Genomic DNA, 17,688 nt, shown 5'->3' on the forward strand with positions numbered 1-17,688 from the left:
TGACGTATGGCAGGAGGGGGTTTTCGCAATGATGAATCGCAGGCATTTCTCGATGGCGGCCGGTGCCGCCGCGCTCGGCGGTTTCGCCGCCGTCGCCCGGGCCCAGGGCGACGGCCCGATCGTGCTCGGCCAGTCGGCGCCGTTCACCGGCCCGGCGGCGCAGCTGGGCATCCAGTTCCACCAGGGCGCCAAGGTGTTCCTCGACGCCTACAACGCCCAGTCCGGCCGCCGCGCGGTGCAGATCAAGACGCTCGACGACGGCTACGAGCCCGAGCGCTGCGCCGCCAACACGCAGAAGCTGATCGACGAGGACGTGTTCGCGCTGTTCGGCTACATCGGCACGCCCACCAGCCTGGCGGCGCTGCCGCTGGCGGTGAAGGACAAGGTGCCGTTCGTGGCGCCCTTCACCGGCGCGATGGCGCTGCGCGAGCCCTTCCACAAGAACGTGTTCCACCTGCGCGCCTCGTACAACGACGAGACCGCGCTGATGGTCAGGCAGCTCACCCACCTGGGCCTGAAGAAGATCGCGGTGTTCCACCAGAACGACGCCTACGGCAAGGCCGGCCTCGACGGCGTGACGCTGGCGCTGGCCGAGCAGCAGCTCAAGCCGATCGCGCAGGCCACGGTGGAGCGCAACTCGGCCGAGGTGGCGCCGGCCGTGAAGACGCTGCTGGCGGCGCGGCCCGACGCGGTGGTCCAGGTCGGCGCCTACAAGGCCTGCGCGGCCTTCATCCGCGAGGCGCGCAAGGCCGGCTTCGGCGGCACCTTCTTCAACCTCTCGTTCGTCGGCACCCAGGCGCTGTCGGACGAGCTCGGCAAGGAGGCCGCGGGCGTGCTCGTGACCCAGGTCGTGCCCTCGCCCTACAGCCAGGCCAACGCGATCGCGCGCGAGTTCACCGAGGCGGTGCGCAAGGCCGGCAACGGCGCCAGCGCCAATTTCTCGAGCCTCGAGGGCTATCTCGCGGCCAAGGTGCTGGTCGAGGGCCTGCGCAAGGCGCCCGGCAAGCTGTCGCGCGAAGGGCTGATCACCGGCCTCGAGAGCATCGACCGGCTGCAGCTCGGCGGCTTCGAGGTCTCGTTCTCGGCGAAGAACCACGTGGGCTCGAAGTTCGTCGAGCTCTCGATGCTCACGGGCGACGGCAAGGTGCGGACCTGAAGCGGTCCGCCCGGTTCGAGCGGCTCAGCGCCCGCTGAGCCCGTCGGCGGCCTGGAACATGGCCTGCCGCGCCTGGCTCACGATCTGGCCGCGCCAGGCATCGGTGTCGGTGTAGAAGGCCTCGAGCGTGCGCCGGCGGATCGCATCCGACAGGTCGGCCGGCGCCTCGGGATGGCGATGCAGCCAGTGGTCGCCGCGCAGCGCGGTCAGCACGTCGAGCACCGGCACGGTGCCGTACTCCATCGCGATGCCGGTGTACTCGGCCTGCGGGCATTCGTCGTAGACGGCATCCCACATCAGGCCGCGCAGCAGCGCCGAGGTCGAGGAGCCGTCGTAGATCGAGGTGACCGGCGCCGCGTCGGCCTGGCCGGCACCGTTGCCCCACCAGGCGTTGGCGCGCTCGTAGGCGATCTTGTCGTCGCGGCAGGCGAAGATGCGCTCGCCGATGCCGTTCGGGCCCAGGCCGGTGTGCAGGTCGATCCAGGCCAGCCGACGCGTGCGCCGCGTATGGCGGCGCAGCACGGCGCGGATCATCCGGTGGCTCCAGGTCGGGGCCTTGCCGCCGAAGAACAGGCCGTCCTCGAACTGGTACTGGCCGCCGCTCACCGCGGTCTGGTAGGCACCGATGCCGTTCTTCTCGATCCAGGCATCGACCGCGGCCTGGTTCTCGGCCGTGGGCGGCCAGGTGTCGGGCACGAGCAGCGCATGCAGTTCGGCATAGGCGGCATTGACCGGCAGCGGCTGCGTGAAGTCGACGAAGTTGCGGTTCAGGTCGACGTTCTCCTGCGTCACGCGGCGGCCGAACGAGAAGCCGTGCGGATTGAGCGCATGCACGTAGAGCACCGCCACGCCGGCCGAGCGCGCCTTCTCGCACCACTCGGCGTCGTGCAGCGCGAACACCTGAACGCCGCTGCCGCAGTGGCCTTCCACGCCGTGGCAGCCGCTGCTGAGGATCAGCAGCCGGTCGGCGTCGGGCGCGCCGTCGAAGGCCACGTCGCACGAGAGTTCCTCGCCGTCGCGCCCGCGCATCGGCAGCAGATGGGGTTCCACGGTCAGGCCCGCGCTCAGGCAGGCCTGCAGGAATTTCTGGCGCGCCTGCGCATAGCGCGGCGCGAAAGCCTCGCCGATGCCGATCATTTCCGAGCGGCGCCGGTGGCGAGGTACTGCTCGGCGATCTGCACCCAGCAGGTGGCGCCTAGCGGGATCAGGTCGTCGTTGAAGTCGTAGCTGGCGTTGTGCAGCGTGCACGGGCCCTCGCCGTGGTGCACGTCGCGGTGCGCGCCGTCGCCGTTGCCGATGAAGGCATAGGCGCCGGGCTTGGCCTGCAGCATGAAGGCGAAGTCTTCCGAGGTCATGGCGGCTTCCTGCTTGAGCACGTTCTCGGGGCCGACGATGCCGCCCATCACGCGGCGCGCGAAGTCGGCCTCGGCCTCGGTGTTGATGGTGGGCGGGTAGTAGCGCTCGAAGCGGAACTCGCAGGTGGCGTCGTGCGCCGCGCAGATGTGGTCGCAGATCTGCTTCATGCGCGCCTCGATCATGTCGAGCACCTCGAGCGAGAAGGTGCGCACCGTGCCCGACAGCTCGCAGTTGTCGGGGATCACGTTGTTGGTTTCGCCGGCATGGATGGTGGTGACCGAGATCACGGCCGAGTCGGTCGGCTTCATCTTGCGCGTGAGGATGGTCTGGAAGGCCTGCACGATCTCGCAGGCGATCGGCACCGGGTCGATGCCGGTCTGCGGCAGCGCCGCATGGCCGCCCTTGCCCACCACGTTGACGTAGAACTTGTTGCCCGAGGCCATCACCGGGCCCGGGCTCACCGCGAACTGGCCGGCCTTCATGCCCGGCCAGTTGTGCATGCCGAACACGGCGTCCATCGGGAACTGCTCGAACAGCCCCTCCTTGATCATCTCGCGCGCGCCGCCGCCGCCCTCCTCGGCCGGCTGGAAGATCAGGTAGACCGTGCCGTCGAAGTTGCGGTGCTTCGCCAGATGCTGCGCCGCGGCAAGCAGCATCGCCGTGTGGCCGTCATGGCCGCAGGCGTGCATCTTGCCGTGGTGCTTGCTCGCATGCGCGAAGGTGTTGAGCTCGGTGACCGGCAGCGCATCCATGTCGGCACGCAGGCCGACCGCGCGGTTGCTGGTGCCGTTCTTGACGATGCCCACCACGCCGGTCGTGCCGAGGCCGCGGTGGATCGGGATGCCCCATTCGGTGAGCTTGCCCGCGACCACGTCGGCGGTGCGGACTTCTTCGAAGCAGAGTTCGGGGTGGGCGTGGAGGTCACGTCGGACGGCGGCGATGCCGGCCGCCTGCGTGACGAGCGAATCGATGAGTTTCATGGCTTGCTCTCAAAACGCCAGTCTATCCACTAAGGCATTTCCGGGCACGTCGGAAAACACCGATCCACGGGCTTCAGGGGCCGTCGTGCCAGAAGCCGCGGTGCGGCGCGGCCGCCTCGTCCTCGAGCAGCGGCCCGATCACTTCGATGCGGCGCTGGCCGCGCACGAAGACCTTGCGGCAGGGCAGCGAAAAGGTCGGGTTTTCCGGATGGTCGCCCGTGAGGCCGAGCAGTGCGTGCTCCGACAGCGCATAGACCACGCGGCCGATGTTGGTCCAGTAGATCGCGCCGGCGCACATGCAGCAGGGCTCGGCGCTGGTGTAGAGCGTGCAGCGCGCGAGCGCTTCGGGCGTGAGCAGCCGCGCCGCCTGCGCGGCCGCGACCAGCTCGGCATGCTGCGTGGGATCGCCCTCGGGCGGCATCGAGTTGTTGCCGGCCGTGACGACGACCTCGCCATGCTCGTTCGCCACCAGCGCGGCGAAGGGATGGCGGCCGCGGGCCTTCGATTCCTCGGACAGCGCGATCGTCATGCGCAGCAGTTCGAGGTCGCGTGGGGACAGGGAGGGAGCTGTGTTCATGTCGGTGGAATTCATTGTGAAGGTCTGGGATCAGTGCGTCGCGGCCGCCGGTGCTTCCTGCTCGGCGGCACCGCGGTTGAGCAGCAGGTTCAGCAGCACCGCCGTGATCGCGGCCAGGAAGATGCCGCTCTCGAGCACCAGCTTGAGCGGCCCGGCGGCCTGCGCGAACAGCGCCGGGAACGACATCGGCAGCACGCCCACGCTGACCGACACCGCCACCACTATCGCGTTGCGCGTGCCCTCGAAGCGCACGCGCGAGAGTTCCTGGATGCCCGCCACCGTGGTCATGCCGAACATCACGATCGCGCAGCCGCCGAGCACCGGCCGCGGCACCGAGGCGATCAGGGCACCGAGCTTGGGAAACAGGCCCATCAGCACCATGATCGCGCCGGCCGATGCCACCACGTAGCGGCTCTTGATGCCCGACAGCGCGATCAGCCCGGTGTTCTGCGTGAAGGCGTTGTACGGAAAGCTGTTGAAGACGCCGCCGATCATGGTCGACAGCCCGTCGGCGCGGAAGGCGTTGCCGAGCGTGGCCGGCGTCGCGGGGCGGCCGACGATCTGGCCGATGGCCAGGCAGTTGCCGGTGGTCTCGGCCATGATGACCATCATCGCGAGCGTCATGATCAGGATCGGTGCCAGCCCGAACGCGGGCAGGCCGAAGGCGAAGGGCGCGCTGAATTCGAACCATGCCGCGTGGCCCACCTGCGCGAAATCGGTGAGCCCGAAAACCGCAGCAATCGCCGTGCCCGCCACCAGCCCGAGCAGCACCGCGAGGTTGCCGACGAAGCCGCCGAAGCGCGCATAGATGCCCAGCGTGATGGCGACGGTGGCCAGGCCCAGCAGCAGGTTCGGCGCGCTGCCGAAGTCCGGCGCGTCGGGGTTGCCGCCGCCGAGCCAGATCGCGGCGGCCGGCATCAGCGAGATGCCGATCACGGTGATCAGGCTGCCGATCACCACCGGCGGGAAGAAACGCAGCAGCCGGCTGATGGCCGGTGCCAGCAGCACCGTGATCGCGCCACCCGCGATGACGGCGCCGAACACGTGCGGCAGGCCGTACTCCTTGCCGATCATGATCATCGGCGCCAGCGCGATGAACGAGCAGGCCTGCACCAGCGGCAGCCGCGCGCCGAACCTCCAGAAGCCCAGGGTCTGGATCAGGGTGGCGATGCCCGAGGTCAGCAGGTTGGCGTTGATCAGGGTCACGACCTGCGCGGGCGTGAGGCCGAGCGCACCGCCCAGGATCAGCGGCACCGCCACCGCGCCCGCGTAGAGCACCAGCACGTGCTGCAGGCCGTAGCTGGCCATCTGCTGCGGGGGCAGCACTTCGTCCACGGGGTGGACGCCGGAAGAAAGGGTCATCGAAAAGTCTCCGCGTTGGTGTTGTGGGTCGGGTCGCGGCCGGATGATCGATTTCCTCCGTCATGGGTCAAAGTTAATATCGATCGTTTTTTTCGATGGAAGACGGACCGTGCGCTATTCGCTGGACCAGCTCGAGACCTTGGCCGCCGTGGCGCGCGCCGGCTCCTTTTCGGCGGCGGCACGCCAGCTCGGCAAGACCCAGTCGACCGTGAGCGCGGCCATCGGCAACCTCGAGGTCGACCTCGGCGTGGCGCTGTTCGACCGCGCGACCAAGATCCCCGCGCTGACCGAGGCCGGCCGCCGCCTGCTGCGCGAAGCCCACGGCGTGCTCGACCGCTGCCTCGCGCTCGAGGGCCATGCCCAAAGCCTCGCCGACGCGGTCGAGGCCAGCCTCACGCTGGCGATCGAGATTCCCTACAACGTGCTGATGCCGGTGTTCTCGGCCTTCGCCGAGCGCTTCCCGCATGTCGACCTCGAGGTGCGGCATCCGCTGCACGGCGACGTCAGCGTGCTGGTGCGCCAGGGCGAGGCGCAGCTGGGCATCGGCTTCGCGCAGCCCGGCTATGCGCGCGAGCTGGCGTTCGTGCAGATGGGCAAGCTGGTGATGGCGCACGTCGCGGCGCGCACGCATCCGCTCGCGGCCCTGCCCACGGTGAGCTTCGGCGAGTTGCACCGGCACCGCCGGCTCGCCTTCAGCGCGCACAGCGAGCGGCTGCCCACCACCGAATACCTCGACGCCACGCGCTGCTGGCGCGCCGAGAGCTACCTCGCGCTGCTCGAGATGACGCACGCGGGCCTGGGCTGGGCCACGCTGCCGCGCCTGCTGGTGCGGCGCGAACTGGCCGCGGGCGAGCTGGTCGAGCTGCAGCTCGAGGCCTACCCGCACACCGACTGGCTGCTGGGCGTCGACCTGCTGTGGAACAAGGCGCGCCCGCTGGGCCAGGCGGGCGGCTGGCTGCGCGACGAACTCGCGCGCCTCAAGGTGTCGGAGACCGACAGCGGCGGCCATCCGACCGCCTTCTGAACGACCTCAGCGGCCGATGCTCTTCAGGTACTCGGCGCGCGCGGCCAGCGCGGTGTCGGTGAAGTCGGTGAACACGCCGTCCACGCCGAGCTGGTAGTAGAGGCGGTACTCGTTCCTGCCGTCCTTCTTGTAGTCGGACGCGAGGCGGCGCGACTCGTCGCGGAAGGTGAAGGGGTGCACGAACAGGCCGGCCTTGTGGGCGTCGGCGATCAGCGTGGTCGGCGCCATCGAGGTGGCGTCGGCATCGTTGACCTTGCCGTCCTTGTCGACGTCGACCGGCTTGCCGTCGGGGCCGATGGTGCCCTTGATGCTCACGATGTAGCGCTTCCACGGCCCGATGCCGTCGGCATAGGTCTTGATCTCGGCCAGGCCCGCGGGCGTGACCATGACGTCGAAGTTGCGCTTGTCGCCGGCCTTGGTCCATTCGTAGGGGCGGTCCACCGGCACGGCATAGGTCATGGCGCCGGTCTTGAGGTCGATGCCGTCGCCGTCGATCAGCTGGATGATCTTCGTGTTCAGGCCCTTGCTCTTCATGTACTTGAGGCTGCCGGGCTCGAAGGACTGCACGTAGATCGGCGCGGTCTTGCTGTTCCAGCCGGCCGCGTTGATCGCGGCGATGACCTTGTCCTCCATCGGCATCCCGAGGTCGCGGAAGTAGGTCGGGTTCTTGGTCTCGGGATAGATCGCGATGGTGCGGCCGGTCTCCTTCGACTTGGCCTTCGCGAAATCGATGATCTCCTGGAAGGTCACGACCTTGAACTTGCCGTTGAACTCCTGCGGCCGCTCGGCATCGGTCGAGATGCCGCCCAGGGTCTTGATCTCGGCCAGCGTGAAGTCGTTGCTGAACCAGCCGGTCTGGGTCTCGCCGTCGACCTTGATGGTCTTCTTGCGCGCGGCGAAGCGCGGGTGCCTGGCCACGTCGGTGCTGATCGCGAGGTTGGGATCGTGGCGCGCGATCAGCACGCCGTCCTTGGTCGACACCAGGTCCATCTCGATCACGTCGGCGCCCAGTTCGATGGCGCGCGCATAGGCCTCGAGCGTCTGCTCGGGCAGGTAGCCCGAGGCGCCGCGGTGCGCGATGACCAGCGGCGGCTTGCCGTCGAGCGTGAGCAGCTTGCCCGGACCGCCGGAACCGATGGTGCCGCAGGCGGCGAGGACCAGGGTGGCGGTGGCGAGGGCCGTGGCGTTGAAAACGATCCGAACAGTGCGCATGATCCTGTTTCTCCGTCCAAAAGGAAGGCGCAGGGTATCCGCTTCGTGTGACGACCTCGACCGCCGTGCACGCGCCGCGCCGAGTTCCGGGAGAATGTGTTGCATGTCCCACACGCTTTCCCCCCAAAGCCTCGCGCTGGCCCAGGCCCTGGTGCGCATGAACACCATCAGCGCCAACAGCAACCTCCAGCTGATCGACTTCGCGCAGGCCCATCTCGCCGCCCTCGGCGTGAAGAGCCGCATCACCTACAACGCCGAACGCACCAAGGCCAACCTGTTCGCCACGCTGGGCGAAGGCAAGCCGGCCGGCGTGATCGTCTCGGGCCACACCGACACGGTGCCCTGGGACGGCCAGGACTGGAGCGTCGACCCGCTCTCGGCCACGGTGCGCGACGGGCGCCTGTACGGCCGCGGCTCGGCCGACATGAAGAGCTTCATCGCGGTGGCGCTGGCCAATGCGCACCGCTTCCTCGAGAGCGAGGCCCCCTTCGCGGTGCACTTCGCGTTCAGCTACGAGGAGGAGATCGGCTGCTTCGGCGTGAAGGAGCTGATCGCCGACATGCGCGACGCGGGCATCAAGCCGCTGGCCTGCATCGTGGGCGAACCCACGAGCATGGTGCCGGCCATCGCCCACAAGGGCGTGTACCGCTACAAGTGCTGCGTGCGCGGCAAGGAGGCGCACTCCTCGCTCACGCCGAAGTCGGTCAACGCCATCGAGATGGCCGCGCGCGTGATCGGCAAGGTGCGCGACATGGCCGAGGGCTTCGAGCGCGACGAGCCGCGCTACGAGGGCTTCGACGTGCCCTTCAGCACCGCCAGCGTGGGCCAGTTCCACGGCGGCATCGCCGACAACGTGGTGCCGCGCGACGCCGAGTTCCGCTACGAGTTCCGCGACCTGCCGACGGCCGACGCGAAGCGCATGCAGCAGGAGGTGCTGGCCTATGCGGGCTCGCTCGAGCCGGCGATGAAGAAGGTCGCGCCCGACGCCGGCTTCAGCTTCGACACCATCTGCGAGATCCCGAGCTTCCTCGGCAGCGCCAACGACGCCATCACCAAGCTCGCGCAGCGCCTGGCGGGCGAGGAGCGCACCACGCTGGTGGCCTTCGGCACCGAGGCGGGCCTGTTCAAGAACGCCGGCATCCCCACCGTGGTGTGCGGCCCCGGCAGCATCGAGCAGGCGCACCAGCCCGACGAGTACGTGAGCCTCGACCAGCTCGCGCGCTGCGAGCTGTTCATGCACCGCCTGGCGTCCTCGCCGGCCATCGGCTGAACAGGCTGCGTTGACGACCCCGGCCCCCGACGGCGACGACGCGCTGCGGCGCATGAAGCGCGTGGCGCTGGGCCTGCTGTGCGCCGCCGCGGCGCTCTACGCGGTCGCCACGGTGCTGCACGACCGGCACCCGGTCTTCGGCTACCTCGCGGCCTTCGCCGAGGCCGCGATGGTCGGCGCCATCGCCGACTGGTTCGCGGTGGTGGCGCTGTTCCGCCATCCGCTGGGGCTGCCGATCCCGCACACCGCGATCATCCCGAGCAACAAGGACCGCATCGGCGCCAAGCTCGCGGGCTTCATCTGCAACAACTTCCTGAGCACCGCACAGGTGCTCGCGAAGCTGCGCGAGTTCGATCCGGCCGGCCGCATGGCCGAGTGGCTCGCGCGGCCGGCCAGCGGCGAGCGGCTCGGCGAATGGGGCGTGGCGGCCACGCGCTACGGGCTCTCGGCCTTCGACGACGCGCGCGTGCGCGACTTCATCGGCAAGGCCGCCGCGGCCGGGCTCGAGAAGATCGACCTGTCGCAGCTCATGGGCCAGACGCTGGGCGCGCTGACCGCGGGCGGGCGCCACCAGGCGCTGCTCGACGGGGTGCTCGAACAGATCGCGGGCGTGCTCGACGGCGAGGAGGTGCAGGCGCACATCACGGAGGCGATTGCGCGCGAGATCAAGACGCTGCGCTTCGTGGGCCTGGACCAGGTGGCGGCGCGCCTGGCCACGCGCAAGATCGTGGCGGCCGTGGCCCACACCATCGCCGAGCTCGCGGCCGAGCCCGCGCATCCGATGCGGCGGCGCTTCGACCATTTCGTCGACGACTTCATCGTGCGGCTGCAGCACGACCCCGAGTTCCATGCGCGCGGCGAGCGCATCCGCGCCGAGCTGATCGCGCACCCGGCGCTGGGCGACTACCTGCACGGGCTGTGGGGCGAGCTGCTGGCCTGGCTGCACGAGGACCTCGGCCGCGGCGATTCGACGATCCGCCGGCGCATCGCGTCGATGGCGGCCGCGCTCGGCCAGCGGTTGCAGGGCGACGAGGCGATCCGGCGCTGGATCAACGAGCAGATCGAGGCCGCGGCGCCGCTCGCGATCGAGCGCTACCGCGAGGACATCCGGCGCTACATCGTGGAGCGCGTGGCGCAGTGGAACACCGAGGAGATGACGGCCGAGCTCGAGCGCAACATCGGGCGCGACCTGCAGTTCATCCGCGTCAACGGCACGCTGGTGGGCGGGCTCGTGGGGCTGCTCATCCACGCGGCGACGCAGCTGCTGCGCGCCTGAGCGGCGAGCTTCAGAAGGTGTGAAGGAACCGTCGCGAGCGCCCCGAGGTCGCGTCGAGGACCGGAGCCGTACTGACGTACGGCGAGGACCGCAGATGCGAGATCGGGGCGCGCAGCAGGTTCATTCACACCTTCTCAGCCGGCGCGCTGCTGCGCGATCACCAGCAGCCCGTCCATGATCAGGCTCTCGACCAGCTCGAAGTGGCCGTTCATCACGGGCGCCATCTTCCAGCCCGCGCCGCCGGTCATGTAGCAGGCCGGCTCGGCGCCGCAGTGCGAGCGCACGTGCTGCACCATGCGCTCGACCGCGCCGGCGATGGCGTAGGTGCCGCCGCTGGTCAGCGCGTCGCTGGTGTTGGTGGGGAATTCGCGCACCTCGCCGGTGGGCACGTGCAGGCCCGCGGTGCCCGACTCGAGCGCGCGCAGCATGATGCCGTGGCCCGGCAGGATCAGGCCGCCGAGGAACTTGCCGTCGGCATCGACGGCCTCGACCGTGACCGCGGTACCGATCAGCACCACCACCATGGGCCGCGGCGCGCCTTCGCGCAGCATGCGGTGGCGCGCGCCGATCATCGCGACCCAGCGGTCGGCGCCGAGGCGCGTGGGATGGTCGTAACCGTTGACGATGCCGGCCTCGGCAAGGCTGGGCATGACCCAGCGCGGCGGACAGTCGAAGCGCTCGACCACCTGCTCCTCGGCGCGGCGGCGCAGCGCATCGCCGGCGACGACGCAGCCGAGCATGCTGGAAGGCGATGGAAGATCGGCCCAGGGGCCGTCGGCGAGCCGCTCGATGTGATCGAGGAACTCGGCACCCTGCGCCAGCAGGGCGGCGCCGGGGCGAGCCGCATCGTAGAGCGCCCACTTGAGGCGCGTGTTGCCGATGTCGATCGCGAGAAAGGGAGCGGTGGCTGCGGACATGCGCGGCATTATTGCGACTTTGTGACTATTCCTGCTGTCGCGGTGTTGTCGGTCGCGGTCGGGGACTACGCGGGGGCACCCCGGCGCGCCGCTACATTCGCGAATTCCATCGACCACCGACCAAGGAGAGAACCATGGGATTGTTGAGTTTCATCAAGGAAGCGGGCGAGAAGCTGTTCGGCGGCTCGTCGGCCCAGGCGGCCGAACCCGATGCCAACGACAAGGCCGCGGCCGCCATCAAGACCTACATCGAGACGCAGAACCTCGGCCTCACGAACCTCGCCGTGACCTATGTCGCGAGCACCGGCATCGTGACGCTCGCGGGCAATGCACCCTCGCAGGAAGCCAGCGAAAAAGCCTCGCTCGCGGCCGGCAACGTGGCCAACGTGACGAGCGTGGAGAACAACCTGGTCGCTCCCGCGGCACCGCCCGCGCAGTACCACGACGTGGTCAAGGGCGACACGCTGTCGGCCATCTCCAAGAAGTACTACGGCGACGCCAACAAGTACAACGCGATCTTCGAGGCGAACAAGCCGATGCTGTCGCATCCGGACAAGATCTATCCGGGGCAGAAGCTGCGGATTCCTCCGTTGAACTGACACCCCGCTTCGTTTTTGTGGGCCCTTCGATTTTTCGAGGGGCTTTTTTTTGGGGGCTTTCGACGGTTGGGGGCGCGTGCACAGGGCATCGGGTACTTCCCTCCGCGAATGTCCCCCGCCCTTCGGGCTCCTCCTTTATTTCGCTGCGGGAAGCACCCGATACCCTGTGCACGGGGACGCAGCGGTGGTGCCGCCCGCACAACAACCGTTGCGTCCAGGCTCACGTCGATGGGGTACTCCCCGCAGCGAAATAAAGGAGGAGCCGAAGGCGGGGGACATTCGCGGAGGGGAGTACCCCATCGGCGTGAGCCCGCCCCGAAAGTCAGTCAGTTCTGCTTCCAGGGCAACCCACGCTTGCGCCACCCCCCAACGAGACCCCGGTGCCCGTTCTCGTCCGGATTCCCCTCGAACCCCTCGAGGATGTTGTAAGCCTCCACCCCCAGCTCCGTCGCCCGCTTCGCGGCCGCGATCGAACGCACACCGCTGCGGCACAACAGCACCACCTTCTTCCCACCCTCGCCAGCCGCGCGCACGCCCTCGTCGAAGCCCGGGTTCAGCGCCATCCCCGGCCATTGCTTCCACGCCAGCGGTACCGCGCCCGGCACGAAGCCAACCCACTCGCGCTCGGCATCGGTGCGCACGTCGACCAGCACGGCCTCGCCGCTGGCCATCCATTGCGCCGCCTGCTCGGGCGTCACGTCGCCGGCATAGCCTTTTTCACCCACGGGTTCGGTCATCTTTTGCATTCCTTCCAATTCGATCGATGGCAAGAGGGTTCCCACGAAGCGGCGGCCATCTTTACCGGTTCCCGGTGGCCGTCGGATGGTGAAATTTTTCACCGGTTCGTGAAAACCCTGTTTGTCGTGTTTTGCTGCGCGCCAAAGATGGCGGCTTGGGCCTGTCAACCATAACTCCAAGACGGCGGCCTGGGATTTCCCCAGTCAGACCTATGGAGAGAGACAACATGACAGACAGCAAATCGACCCGCCGTCGCAGCCTGCTCAAGGGCGCCGCGGTGGCCGCAGGCGCCATGTCGGCGCCGATGGTCGCCATGGCCCAGACCACCACCCTGCGCTTCCAGAGCACCTGGCCGGCCAAGGACATCTTCCACGAGTACGCGCAGGACTACGCGAAGAAGGTCAACGACATGGCCGGCAGCCGCCTCAAGATCGAGGTGCTGCCCGCGGGCTCGGTGGTGCCGGCCTTCCAGCTGCTCGACGCCGTCGCCAAGGGCACGCTCGACGGTGGCCACGGCGTGGTCGCCTACTGGTACGGCAAGAACTCCGCGCTCGCGCTCTGGGGTTCGGGCCCCGGCTACGGCATGGACGCCAACATGATCCTGGCCTGGCACACCTACGGCGGCGGCAAGGCGCTGATGGACGAGATCTACAAGAGCCTCAACCTCGACGTCGCCTCGTACCTCTACGGCCCGATGCCCACGCAGCCGCTGGGCTGGTTCAAGAAGCCGGTGTCCAAGGCCGAGGACATGAAGGGCCTGAAGTTCCGCACCGTGGGCCTCGCGGTCGACGTGTTCACCGACATGGGCGCGGCCGTGAACCCGCTGCCCGGCGGCGAGATCGTGCCCGCGCTCGACCGCGGCCTGATCGACGCGGCCGAGTTCAACAACGCCTCGAGCGACCGCGTGCTGGGCTTCCCCGACGTGGCCAAGAACTGCATGCTGCAGAGCTTCCACCAGTGCGGCGAGCAGTTCGAGGTGCTGTGGAACGGCGCCAAGCTGCGCGCGCTGCCGCCCGAGCTCAAGGCCGTGATCGAGTACGCGACGCAGGCCGCGAGCGCCGACATGAGCTGGAAGGCGATCGACCGCAACTCCAAGGACTACGAGGAGCTCAAGAAGAGCGGCATCAAGTTCTACAAGACGCCCGACTCGGTGCTGCGCGCGCAGCTCGCCTCGTGGGACAAGACCATCGCGAAGAAGTCGGCCGAGAACCCGCTGTTCAAGAAGGTGCTCGATTCGCAGCGCGCCTTCGCCGAGCGTGCGGGCCAGTGGCAGAACGACTACTCGGTCGATTTCAAGATGGCCTACAACCATTATTTCGGACGGCAGGCGAAGAAGACCTGAAATAGGTCCACCCCCAGCCTCGCCCACTTCGTGTGGCTCGGACACCCCCTCAAGGGGGCGCACCCAGCGGCCCGGCAAAGCCGGTTCCGCGGGTGCCTCCGAACAGGCCGCGCTGTCGCGGGCCCTTGGAAGCCCCCGGCATTGCGACCGGTGCCCTCTTCTCATTTCTGATTTCGCCCGGCGCGGGCCGCGCACGACACGCGCAGCGCCTGGCGAGGAGTTCGTCCCGATGCAATCCTTCCTGTTGGCGGTCGACCGGTTCTCGACGTGGATCGGCAAGACTTTCGCCTGGTGTGCCCTGCTGCTCACGCTGCTGATCAGCTGGGAGGTGTTCTCGCGCTACGTACTCAACCGGCCGCATGCCTGGGTGCTCGACGCGCAGATCATGCTCTACGGCGCCATGTTCATGACCGCCGGGGCCTACACGCTCTCGAAGAACGGCCACGTGCGCGGCGACGTGCTCTACGGCTTCTTCATGCCGCGCACGCAGGCACTGGTCGACCTGGTGCTCTACATCGTCTTCTTCCTGCCCGGCATCATCGCGCTGACCTGGGCCGGCTGGATCTACGCGAGCGAGGCGCTCGCGATCCGCGAGCAGACCTTCTCGGCCGAGCCGCTGCCGTTGTATCCGTTCAAGTTCGTCATCCCGCTCGCGGGCTTCACGCTGCTCCTGCAGGGCATCGTCGAGATCATCCGCTGCGTGCAGTGCATCCGCGACGGCGCCTGGCCCTCGCGCGAGGAGGACGTCGAGGAGGTCGACGTCGAGAAGCTCAAGGAGATGGTGCACGTGAAGGACGCCGACATCGCCGCGCTCGACCGCGTGGTGATCGCCAACGAGGCACGGGAGGGCGCGCGATGAAGATCCGCCGCGAACTCTGGTTCGGCCTCACCTTCATGGCGCTGATCGTGATCGGCGGCGCCACCGTGCTGCTGCGCGCCGAGACCATCACCAACGGCCACCTGGGCCTGCTGATGCTGTCGCTCGTGGTGGTGGCGATCATGCTGGGCTTTCCCACCGCCTTCACGCTGATGGGCATGGGCATGCTCTTCACCTTCCTGGCCTACGACCGCGACTGGCACCGCACGCTCGACCTGATGGTGCAGTCGGCCTACAAGACCATGGCCAACGACGTGCTGATCGCCGTGCCGCTGTTCGTCTTCATGGGCTACCTGGTCGAGCGCGCCAACCTGATCGAGTCGCTGTTCAAGAGCCTGCACCTCGCGCTCGCGCGGCTGCCGGGCGCGCTCGCGGTCGCCACGCTCGTGACCTGCACCATCTTCGCGACCGCCACCGGCATCGTCGGCGCGGTGGTCACGCTGATGGGCCTGCTGGCGCTGCCCGCGATGCTGCGCGGCGGCTACAGCGTGCCGCTGGCCGCGGGCGCGATCACCGCGGGCGGCTGCCTGGGCATCCTGCTGCCGCCCTCGGTGCTGCTGATCGTCTACGGCGCCACGGCCGGCGTGTCGGTGGTGCAGCTCTACGCGGGCGCCTTCTTCCCGGGCCTGATGCTGTCGGGCCTCTACGTGCTCTACGTGATCCTGATCGCGAAGCTCAAGCCGCAGTGGGCGCCGCCGCTGTCGGCCGCCGAGCGCGTGGTGCCGCTGCCGCCGCTGACGCAGCGGCTCGCGAGCAGCCCGACGGCGCATGCGCTGGTCGGCCTGCTCAAGGGCAAGCGCAACGGCGAGGTGCCGTTCTCGCACGTGCTCAAGCAGCTCGGCATCGTGGCGCTGCCCGCCGTCATCTACGCGCTGCTCGCGCTGTCGAGCTACAAGGCCGTGACCACGGTCGAGGCCGAGGCGCGCTACGACATCGAGGAGATCGGTGCCTCGCGCGGCAGCAGCAGCGGCAGCAGTTCGGGCGGCTTGCAGGAACCGCCGGCCGAAGGTGGCCTGCAGGAGCCGCCGAGCGAGGGCGGGCTGCAGGAACCGCCGAGCGAGGAGCCCGCGGCCGGCGCCGTCGCCGAACCGCCGGGCGCCGAAGCACCGCCGGCGGCGCCCGCGCCCGCCGCCGCAGAGACCGCGCAGACCACACCGGCCGGCGCCAGCACCAGGCCGCCGCCCACCTGGTGGGTCGCGACCTTCTCGGTGCTCGGCGCGATCACGGCGCTGTTCTACCTGTTCCTGAGCTTCGCGCGGCTCGAGATCTTCAAGATGCTGCTGGCCTCCTTCTTCCCGCTGCTGCTTCTGATCCTCTCGGTGCTGGGCTCGATCGTGCTGGGCCTGGCCACGCCCACCGAGGCCGCGGCCATGGGCGCACTCGGCGGCATGCTGCTGGCGGCGGCCTACCGGCGGCTCAACTTCACGGTGCTCAAGGAGTCGGTGTTCCTCACCGCCAAGACCTCGGCGATGGTGTGCTGGCTGTTCGTGGGCTCGGCCATCTTCTCGGCCGCCTTCGCGCTGCTCGGCGGCCAGGCGCTGGTCGAGGAATGGGTGCTGGGCATGAACCTCACCAAGGTGCAGTTCCTGCTGCTGAGCCAGGTGATCATCTTCCTGCTCGGCTGGCCGCTCGAGTGGACCGAGATCATCGTGATCTTCATGCCGATCTTCATCCCGCTGCTCGACAACTTCGGCGTCGATCCGCTGTTCTTCGGCCTGCTGGTGGCGCTGAACCTGCAGACCGCCTTCCTGTCGCCGCCGGTGGCGATGGCGGCCTTCTACCTCAAGGGCGTGAGCCCGCCGCATGTCACGCTGAACCAGATCTTCCTCGGCATGCTGCCCTTCATGGGCATCCAGGTCCTCGCGATCTTCCTGCTCTACATGTGGCCGCAGATCGGCCTGTGGCTGCCGCAGCTGCTCTACAAGTGAGGAAGACGACGGCGGAGGGGAAACGCATGGCGGCGGCCGACCACCGACCGCCGCCATGCGCGCGGTCTCACTCGCCCTCGATCTTCGCGGCCTCGACCACCTTGCCCCAGCGCAGGTACTCGGCCTTGCTGTAGTCGGCGAGCTTCTGCGGGTTCATGTAGTCGGCCGTGGCGCCGAGCTCGGCGGCCTTCTGCTGGAAGGCCGGCGTGGCCACCACCTTGGCGATCTCGGCACTGAGCCTGTCGATCACGGGCTGCGGCGTCCTGGCGGGTGCGAACACCGCGAACCACGAGGTCGCGTCGAGGTTCGGCAGCCCGACCTCGGCCGCGGTCGGCACGCTCGGCAGCGAGGCCACGCGCGCCTTGCCGGTGACGGCCACCGCGCGCAGCTTGCCCGACTGGATGAAGGGCATGAACGGCGGCGGCGTGCCGAAGGTCATGTCGACCTGCGCGCCCAGCAGGTCCTGCAGCGCCGGGCCGGTGCCCTTGTAGGGGATGTGCGTGAGCTGGATGCCGGCCTGCTGCTCGAGCATGGCGCCGGTCACGTGCTGCAGCGAGCCCGGGCCCGAGGAGGCATAGGTCAGCTTGCCCGGGTTGGCCTTGGCATAGGCGATCAGCTCGGCCATGGTCTTCACCGGCAGGCCCTCGCGCACCACCACCACCTGCGGCGCGCTCAGCACGTTGGCCACGGCGCGGAAGTCCTCGGGCACCCACTGCGCCTTCTGCTTCGTGACGTGGGGCGAGATCACGTGGTAGCCCGAGTACTGCATCAGCAGCGTGTGGCCGTCGGCCTCGGCGCGCTTGACCGCCACCGCCGCGATCACGCCGCTGGCGCCGCCGCGGTTGTCGACCACCACCGGCTGGCCCAGCGCCTTGCCCAGCGGGTCGGCGAGCATGCGCCCGGCGATGTCGGTGGTGCCGCCGGCGGCCGTGGGCACCAGCATCGTGATCGGCTTGGAGGGATAGGTCTGGGCCAGGGCCGGGCCGGCGAGCAGCGCGGCCGCGGCCAGCGCGGCGATGAAGCGAAGGGGTTGCATGCGAATGTCTCCTGGTCTTGTGAAATGAAAGGGAAGCG

General features: G+C 68.8%; 16 protein-coding genes. 8 read left to right on the forward strand and 8 right to left on the reverse strand.

The window, feature by feature from the left end; translation table 11 throughout:
• Nucleotides 1-28: 28 nt before the first annotated feature.
• Nucleotides 29-1,156 (forward strand): ABC transporter substrate-binding protein, encoded by a 1,128-nt coding sequence (locus tag R0232_RS32150; RefSeq protein WP_093354213.1) that lies wholly within the window; start codon nt 29-31, stop codon nt 1,154-1,156.
• Between the two features lie 24 nt (nt 1,157-1,180).
• Here the strand turns inward: R0232_RS32150 and R0232_RS32155 are convergent, their stop codons facing one another.
• The 4 genes from R0232_RS32155 to R0232_RS32170 all read right to left on the reverse strand — a co-directional run bounded on the left by R0232_RS32155 (nt 1,181) and on the right by R0232_RS32170 (nt 5,431).
• Nucleotides 1,181-2,293: a M14 family metallopeptidase gene (locus tag R0232_RS32155; RefSeq protein ID WP_431510655.1), complete on the reverse strand. Its 1,113-nt coding sequence runs from the start codon at nt 2,291-2,293 to the stop codon at nt 1,181-1,183.
• Nucleotides 2,290-3,492 carry a M20 aminoacylase family protein gene (locus tag R0232_RS32160; RefSeq protein ID WP_296779144.1) on the reverse strand — a complete coding sequence of 401 codons (1,203 nt, stop codon included), beginning with the start codon at nt 3,490-3,492 and terminating at the stop codon, nt 2,290-2,292. The genes R0232_RS32155 and R0232_RS32160 overlap by 4 nt, the downstream gene beginning before the upstream one ends.
• Nucleotides 3,493-3,565: 73 nt before the next feature.
• Entirely contained in the window at nt 3,566-4,069 is a 504-nt protein-coding gene (locus R0232_RS32165; RefSeq protein WP_431510656.1) for a nucleoside deaminase, read from the reverse strand.
• A gap of 30 nt (nt 4,070-4,099) precedes the next feature.
• The gene (locus R0232_RS32170; protein ID WP_431510657.1) at nt 4,100-5,431 is read right to left on the reverse strand and encodes a nucleobase:cation symporter-2 family protein; all 1,332 of its coding nucleotides are present in this window, start codon (nt 5,429-5,431) and stop codon (nt 4,100-4,102) included.
• A 109-nt stretch (nt 5,432-5,540) separates the two neighbouring features.
• Here R0232_RS32170 and R0232_RS32175 point away from each other — a divergent pair, with 109 nt between their 5' ends.
• Entirely contained in the window at nt 5,541-6,455 is a 915-nt protein-coding gene (locus tag R0232_RS32175) for a LysR family transcriptional regulator (protein ID WP_208514015.1), read from the forward strand.
• Between the two features lie 6 nt (nt 6,456-6,461).
• Here R0232_RS32175 and R0232_RS32180 read toward each other — a convergent pair whose 3' ends face one another.
• Entirely contained in the window at nt 6,462-7,667 is a 1,206-nt protein-coding gene (locus R0232_RS32180; RefSeq protein WP_431510658.1) for a glycerophosphodiester phosphodiesterase, read from the reverse strand.
• Between the two features lie 103 nt (nt 7,668-7,770).
• Here R0232_RS32180 and argE point away from each other — a divergent pair, with 103 nt between their 5' ends.
• Both argE and R0232_RS32190 read left to right on the forward strand, forming a co-directional pair.
• Entirely contained in the window at nt 7,771-8,937 is a 1,167-nt protein-coding gene (gene argE / locus R0232_RS32185; RefSeq protein WP_093354197.1) for an acetylornithine deacetylase, read from the forward strand.
• 10 nt (nt 8,938-8,947) lie between these two features.
• Nucleotides 8,948-10,213: a DUF445 domain-containing protein gene (locus tag R0232_RS32190; RefSeq protein ID WP_431510659.1), complete on the forward strand. Its 1,266-nt coding sequence runs from the start codon at nt 8,948-8,950 to the stop codon at nt 10,211-10,213.
• 134 nt (nt 10,214-10,347) lie between these two features.
• Here the strand turns inward: R0232_RS32190 and R0232_RS32195 are convergent, their stop codons facing one another.
• Nucleotides 10,348-11,130 (reverse strand): type III pantothenate kinase, encoded by a 783-nt coding sequence (locus tag R0232_RS32195; protein WP_093354459.1) that lies wholly within the window; start codon nt 11,128-11,130, stop codon nt 10,348-10,350.
• A 134-nt stretch (nt 11,131-11,264) separates the two neighbouring features.
• On the opposite strand from R0232_RS32195, the gene lysM reads away from it, so the two are divergent.
• Complete coding sequence (lysM, locus tag R0232_RS32200) at nt 11,265-11,729, forward strand: peptidoglycan-binding protein LysM (RefSeq protein ID WP_093354195.1); 465 nt, start codon at nt 11,265-11,267, stop codon at nt 11,727-11,729.
• Nucleotides 11,730-12,055: 326 nt separating this feature from the next.
• Here the strand turns inward: lysM and R0232_RS32205 are convergent, their stop codons facing one another.
• A complete protein-coding gene (locus R0232_RS32205) occupies nt 12,056-12,466 on the reverse strand; it encodes a rhodanese-like domain-containing protein (RefSeq protein WP_431510660.1) in 411 nt (136 codons plus the stop codon).
• A 227-nt stretch (nt 12,467-12,693) separates the two neighbouring features.
• Here R0232_RS32205 and R0232_RS32210 point away from each other — a divergent pair, with 227 nt between their 5' ends.
• The 3 genes from R0232_RS32210 to R0232_RS32220 all read left to right on the forward strand — a co-directional run bounded on the left by R0232_RS32210 (nt 12,694) and on the right by R0232_RS32220 (nt 16,614).
• Entirely contained in the window at nt 12,694-13,809 is a 1,116-nt protein-coding gene (locus R0232_RS32210; RefSeq protein ID WP_208514018.1) for a TRAP transporter substrate-binding protein, read from the forward strand.
• A 229-nt stretch (nt 13,810-14,038) separates the two neighbouring features.
• Nucleotides 14,039-14,668 carry a TRAP transporter small permease subunit gene (locus tag R0232_RS32215; RefSeq protein ID WP_208514019.1) on the forward strand — a complete coding sequence of 210 codons (630 nt, stop codon included), beginning with the start codon at nt 14,039-14,041 and terminating at the stop codon, nt 14,666-14,668.
• Nucleotides 14,665-16,614: a TRAP transporter large permease gene (locus tag R0232_RS32220; protein WP_431510661.1), complete on the forward strand. Its 1,950-nt coding sequence runs from the start codon at nt 14,665-14,667 to the stop codon at nt 16,612-16,614. The genes R0232_RS32215 and R0232_RS32220 overlap by 4 nt, the downstream gene beginning before the upstream one ends.
• A gap of 67 nt (nt 16,615-16,681) precedes the next feature.
• Here the strand turns inward: R0232_RS32220 and R0232_RS32225 are convergent, their stop codons facing one another.
• On the reverse strand, nt 16,682-17,650 hold the full coding sequence (locus tag R0232_RS32225) for a Bug family tripartite tricarboxylate transporter substrate binding protein (protein ID WP_431510662.1): 969 nt from the start codon (nt 17,648-17,650) through the stop codon (nt 16,682-16,684).
• Nucleotides 17,651-17,688: the final 38 nt, after the last annotated feature.

This window comes from Variovorax sp. DAIF25 (genome assembly GCF_050711835.1).
In the GTDB taxonomy this organism is placed as follows: domain Bacteria; phylum Pseudomonadota; class Gammaproteobacteria; order Burkholderiales; family Burkholderiaceae_C; genus Variovorax.

Bases quoted from the DNA above. Each gene is read 5' to 3' on its own strand.
- R0232_RS32220 (WP_431510661.1), top strand. From the start codon at position 14,665: ATGAAGATCCGCCGCGAACTCTGGTTCGGCCTCACCTTCATGGCGCTG.
- R0232_RS32215 (WP_208514019.1), top strand. From the start codon at position 14,039: ATGCAATCCTTCCTGTTGGCGGTCGACCGGTTCTCGACGTGGATCGGC.
- R0232_RS32155 (WP_431510655.1), bottom strand. From the start codon at position 2,293: ATGATCGGCATCGGCGAGGCTTTCGCGCCGCGCTATGCGCAGGCGCGC.
- R0232_RS32195 (WP_093354459.1), bottom strand. From the start codon at position 11,130: ATGTCCGCAGCCACCGCTCCCTTTCTCGCGATCGACATCGGCAACACG.
- R0232_RS32150 (WP_093354213.1), top strand. From the start codon at position 29: ATGATGAATCGCAGGCATTTCTCGATGGCGGCCGGTGCCGCCGCGCTC.
- R0232_RS32225 (WP_431510662.1), bottom strand. From the start codon at position 17,650: ATGCAACCCCTTCGCTTCATCGCCGCGCTGGCCGCGGCCGCGCTGCTC.
- lysM (WP_093354195.1), top strand. From the start codon at position 11,265: ATGGGATTGTTGAGTTTCATCAAGGAAGCGGGCGAGAAGCTGTTCGGC.
- argE (WP_093354197.1), top strand. From the start codon at position 7,771: ATGTCCCACACGCTTTCCCCCCAAAGCCTCGCGCTGGCCCAGGCCCTG.
- R0232_RS32210 (WP_208514018.1), top strand. From the start codon at position 12,694: ATGACAGACAGCAAATCGACCCGCCGTCGCAGCCTGCTCAAGGGCGCC.
- R0232_RS32205 (WP_431510660.1), bottom strand. From the start codon at position 12,466: ATGACCGAACCCGTGGGTGAAAAAGGCTATGCCGGCGACGTGACGCCC.
- R0232_RS32160 (WP_296779144.1), bottom strand. From the start codon at position 3,492: ATGAAACTCATCGATTCGCTCGTCACGCAGGCGGCCGGCATCGCCGCC.
- R0232_RS32170 (WP_431510657.1), bottom strand. From the start codon at position 5,431: ATGACCCTTTCTTCCGGCGTCCACCCCGTGGACGAAGTGCTGCCCCCG.
- R0232_RS32165 (WP_431510656.1), bottom strand. From the start codon at position 4,069: ATGAACACAGCTCCCTCCCTGTCCCCACGCGACCTCGAACTGCTGCGC.
- R0232_RS32180 (WP_431510658.1), bottom strand. From the start codon at position 7,667: ATGCGCACTGTTCGGATCGTTTTCAACGCCACGGCCCTCGCCACCGCC.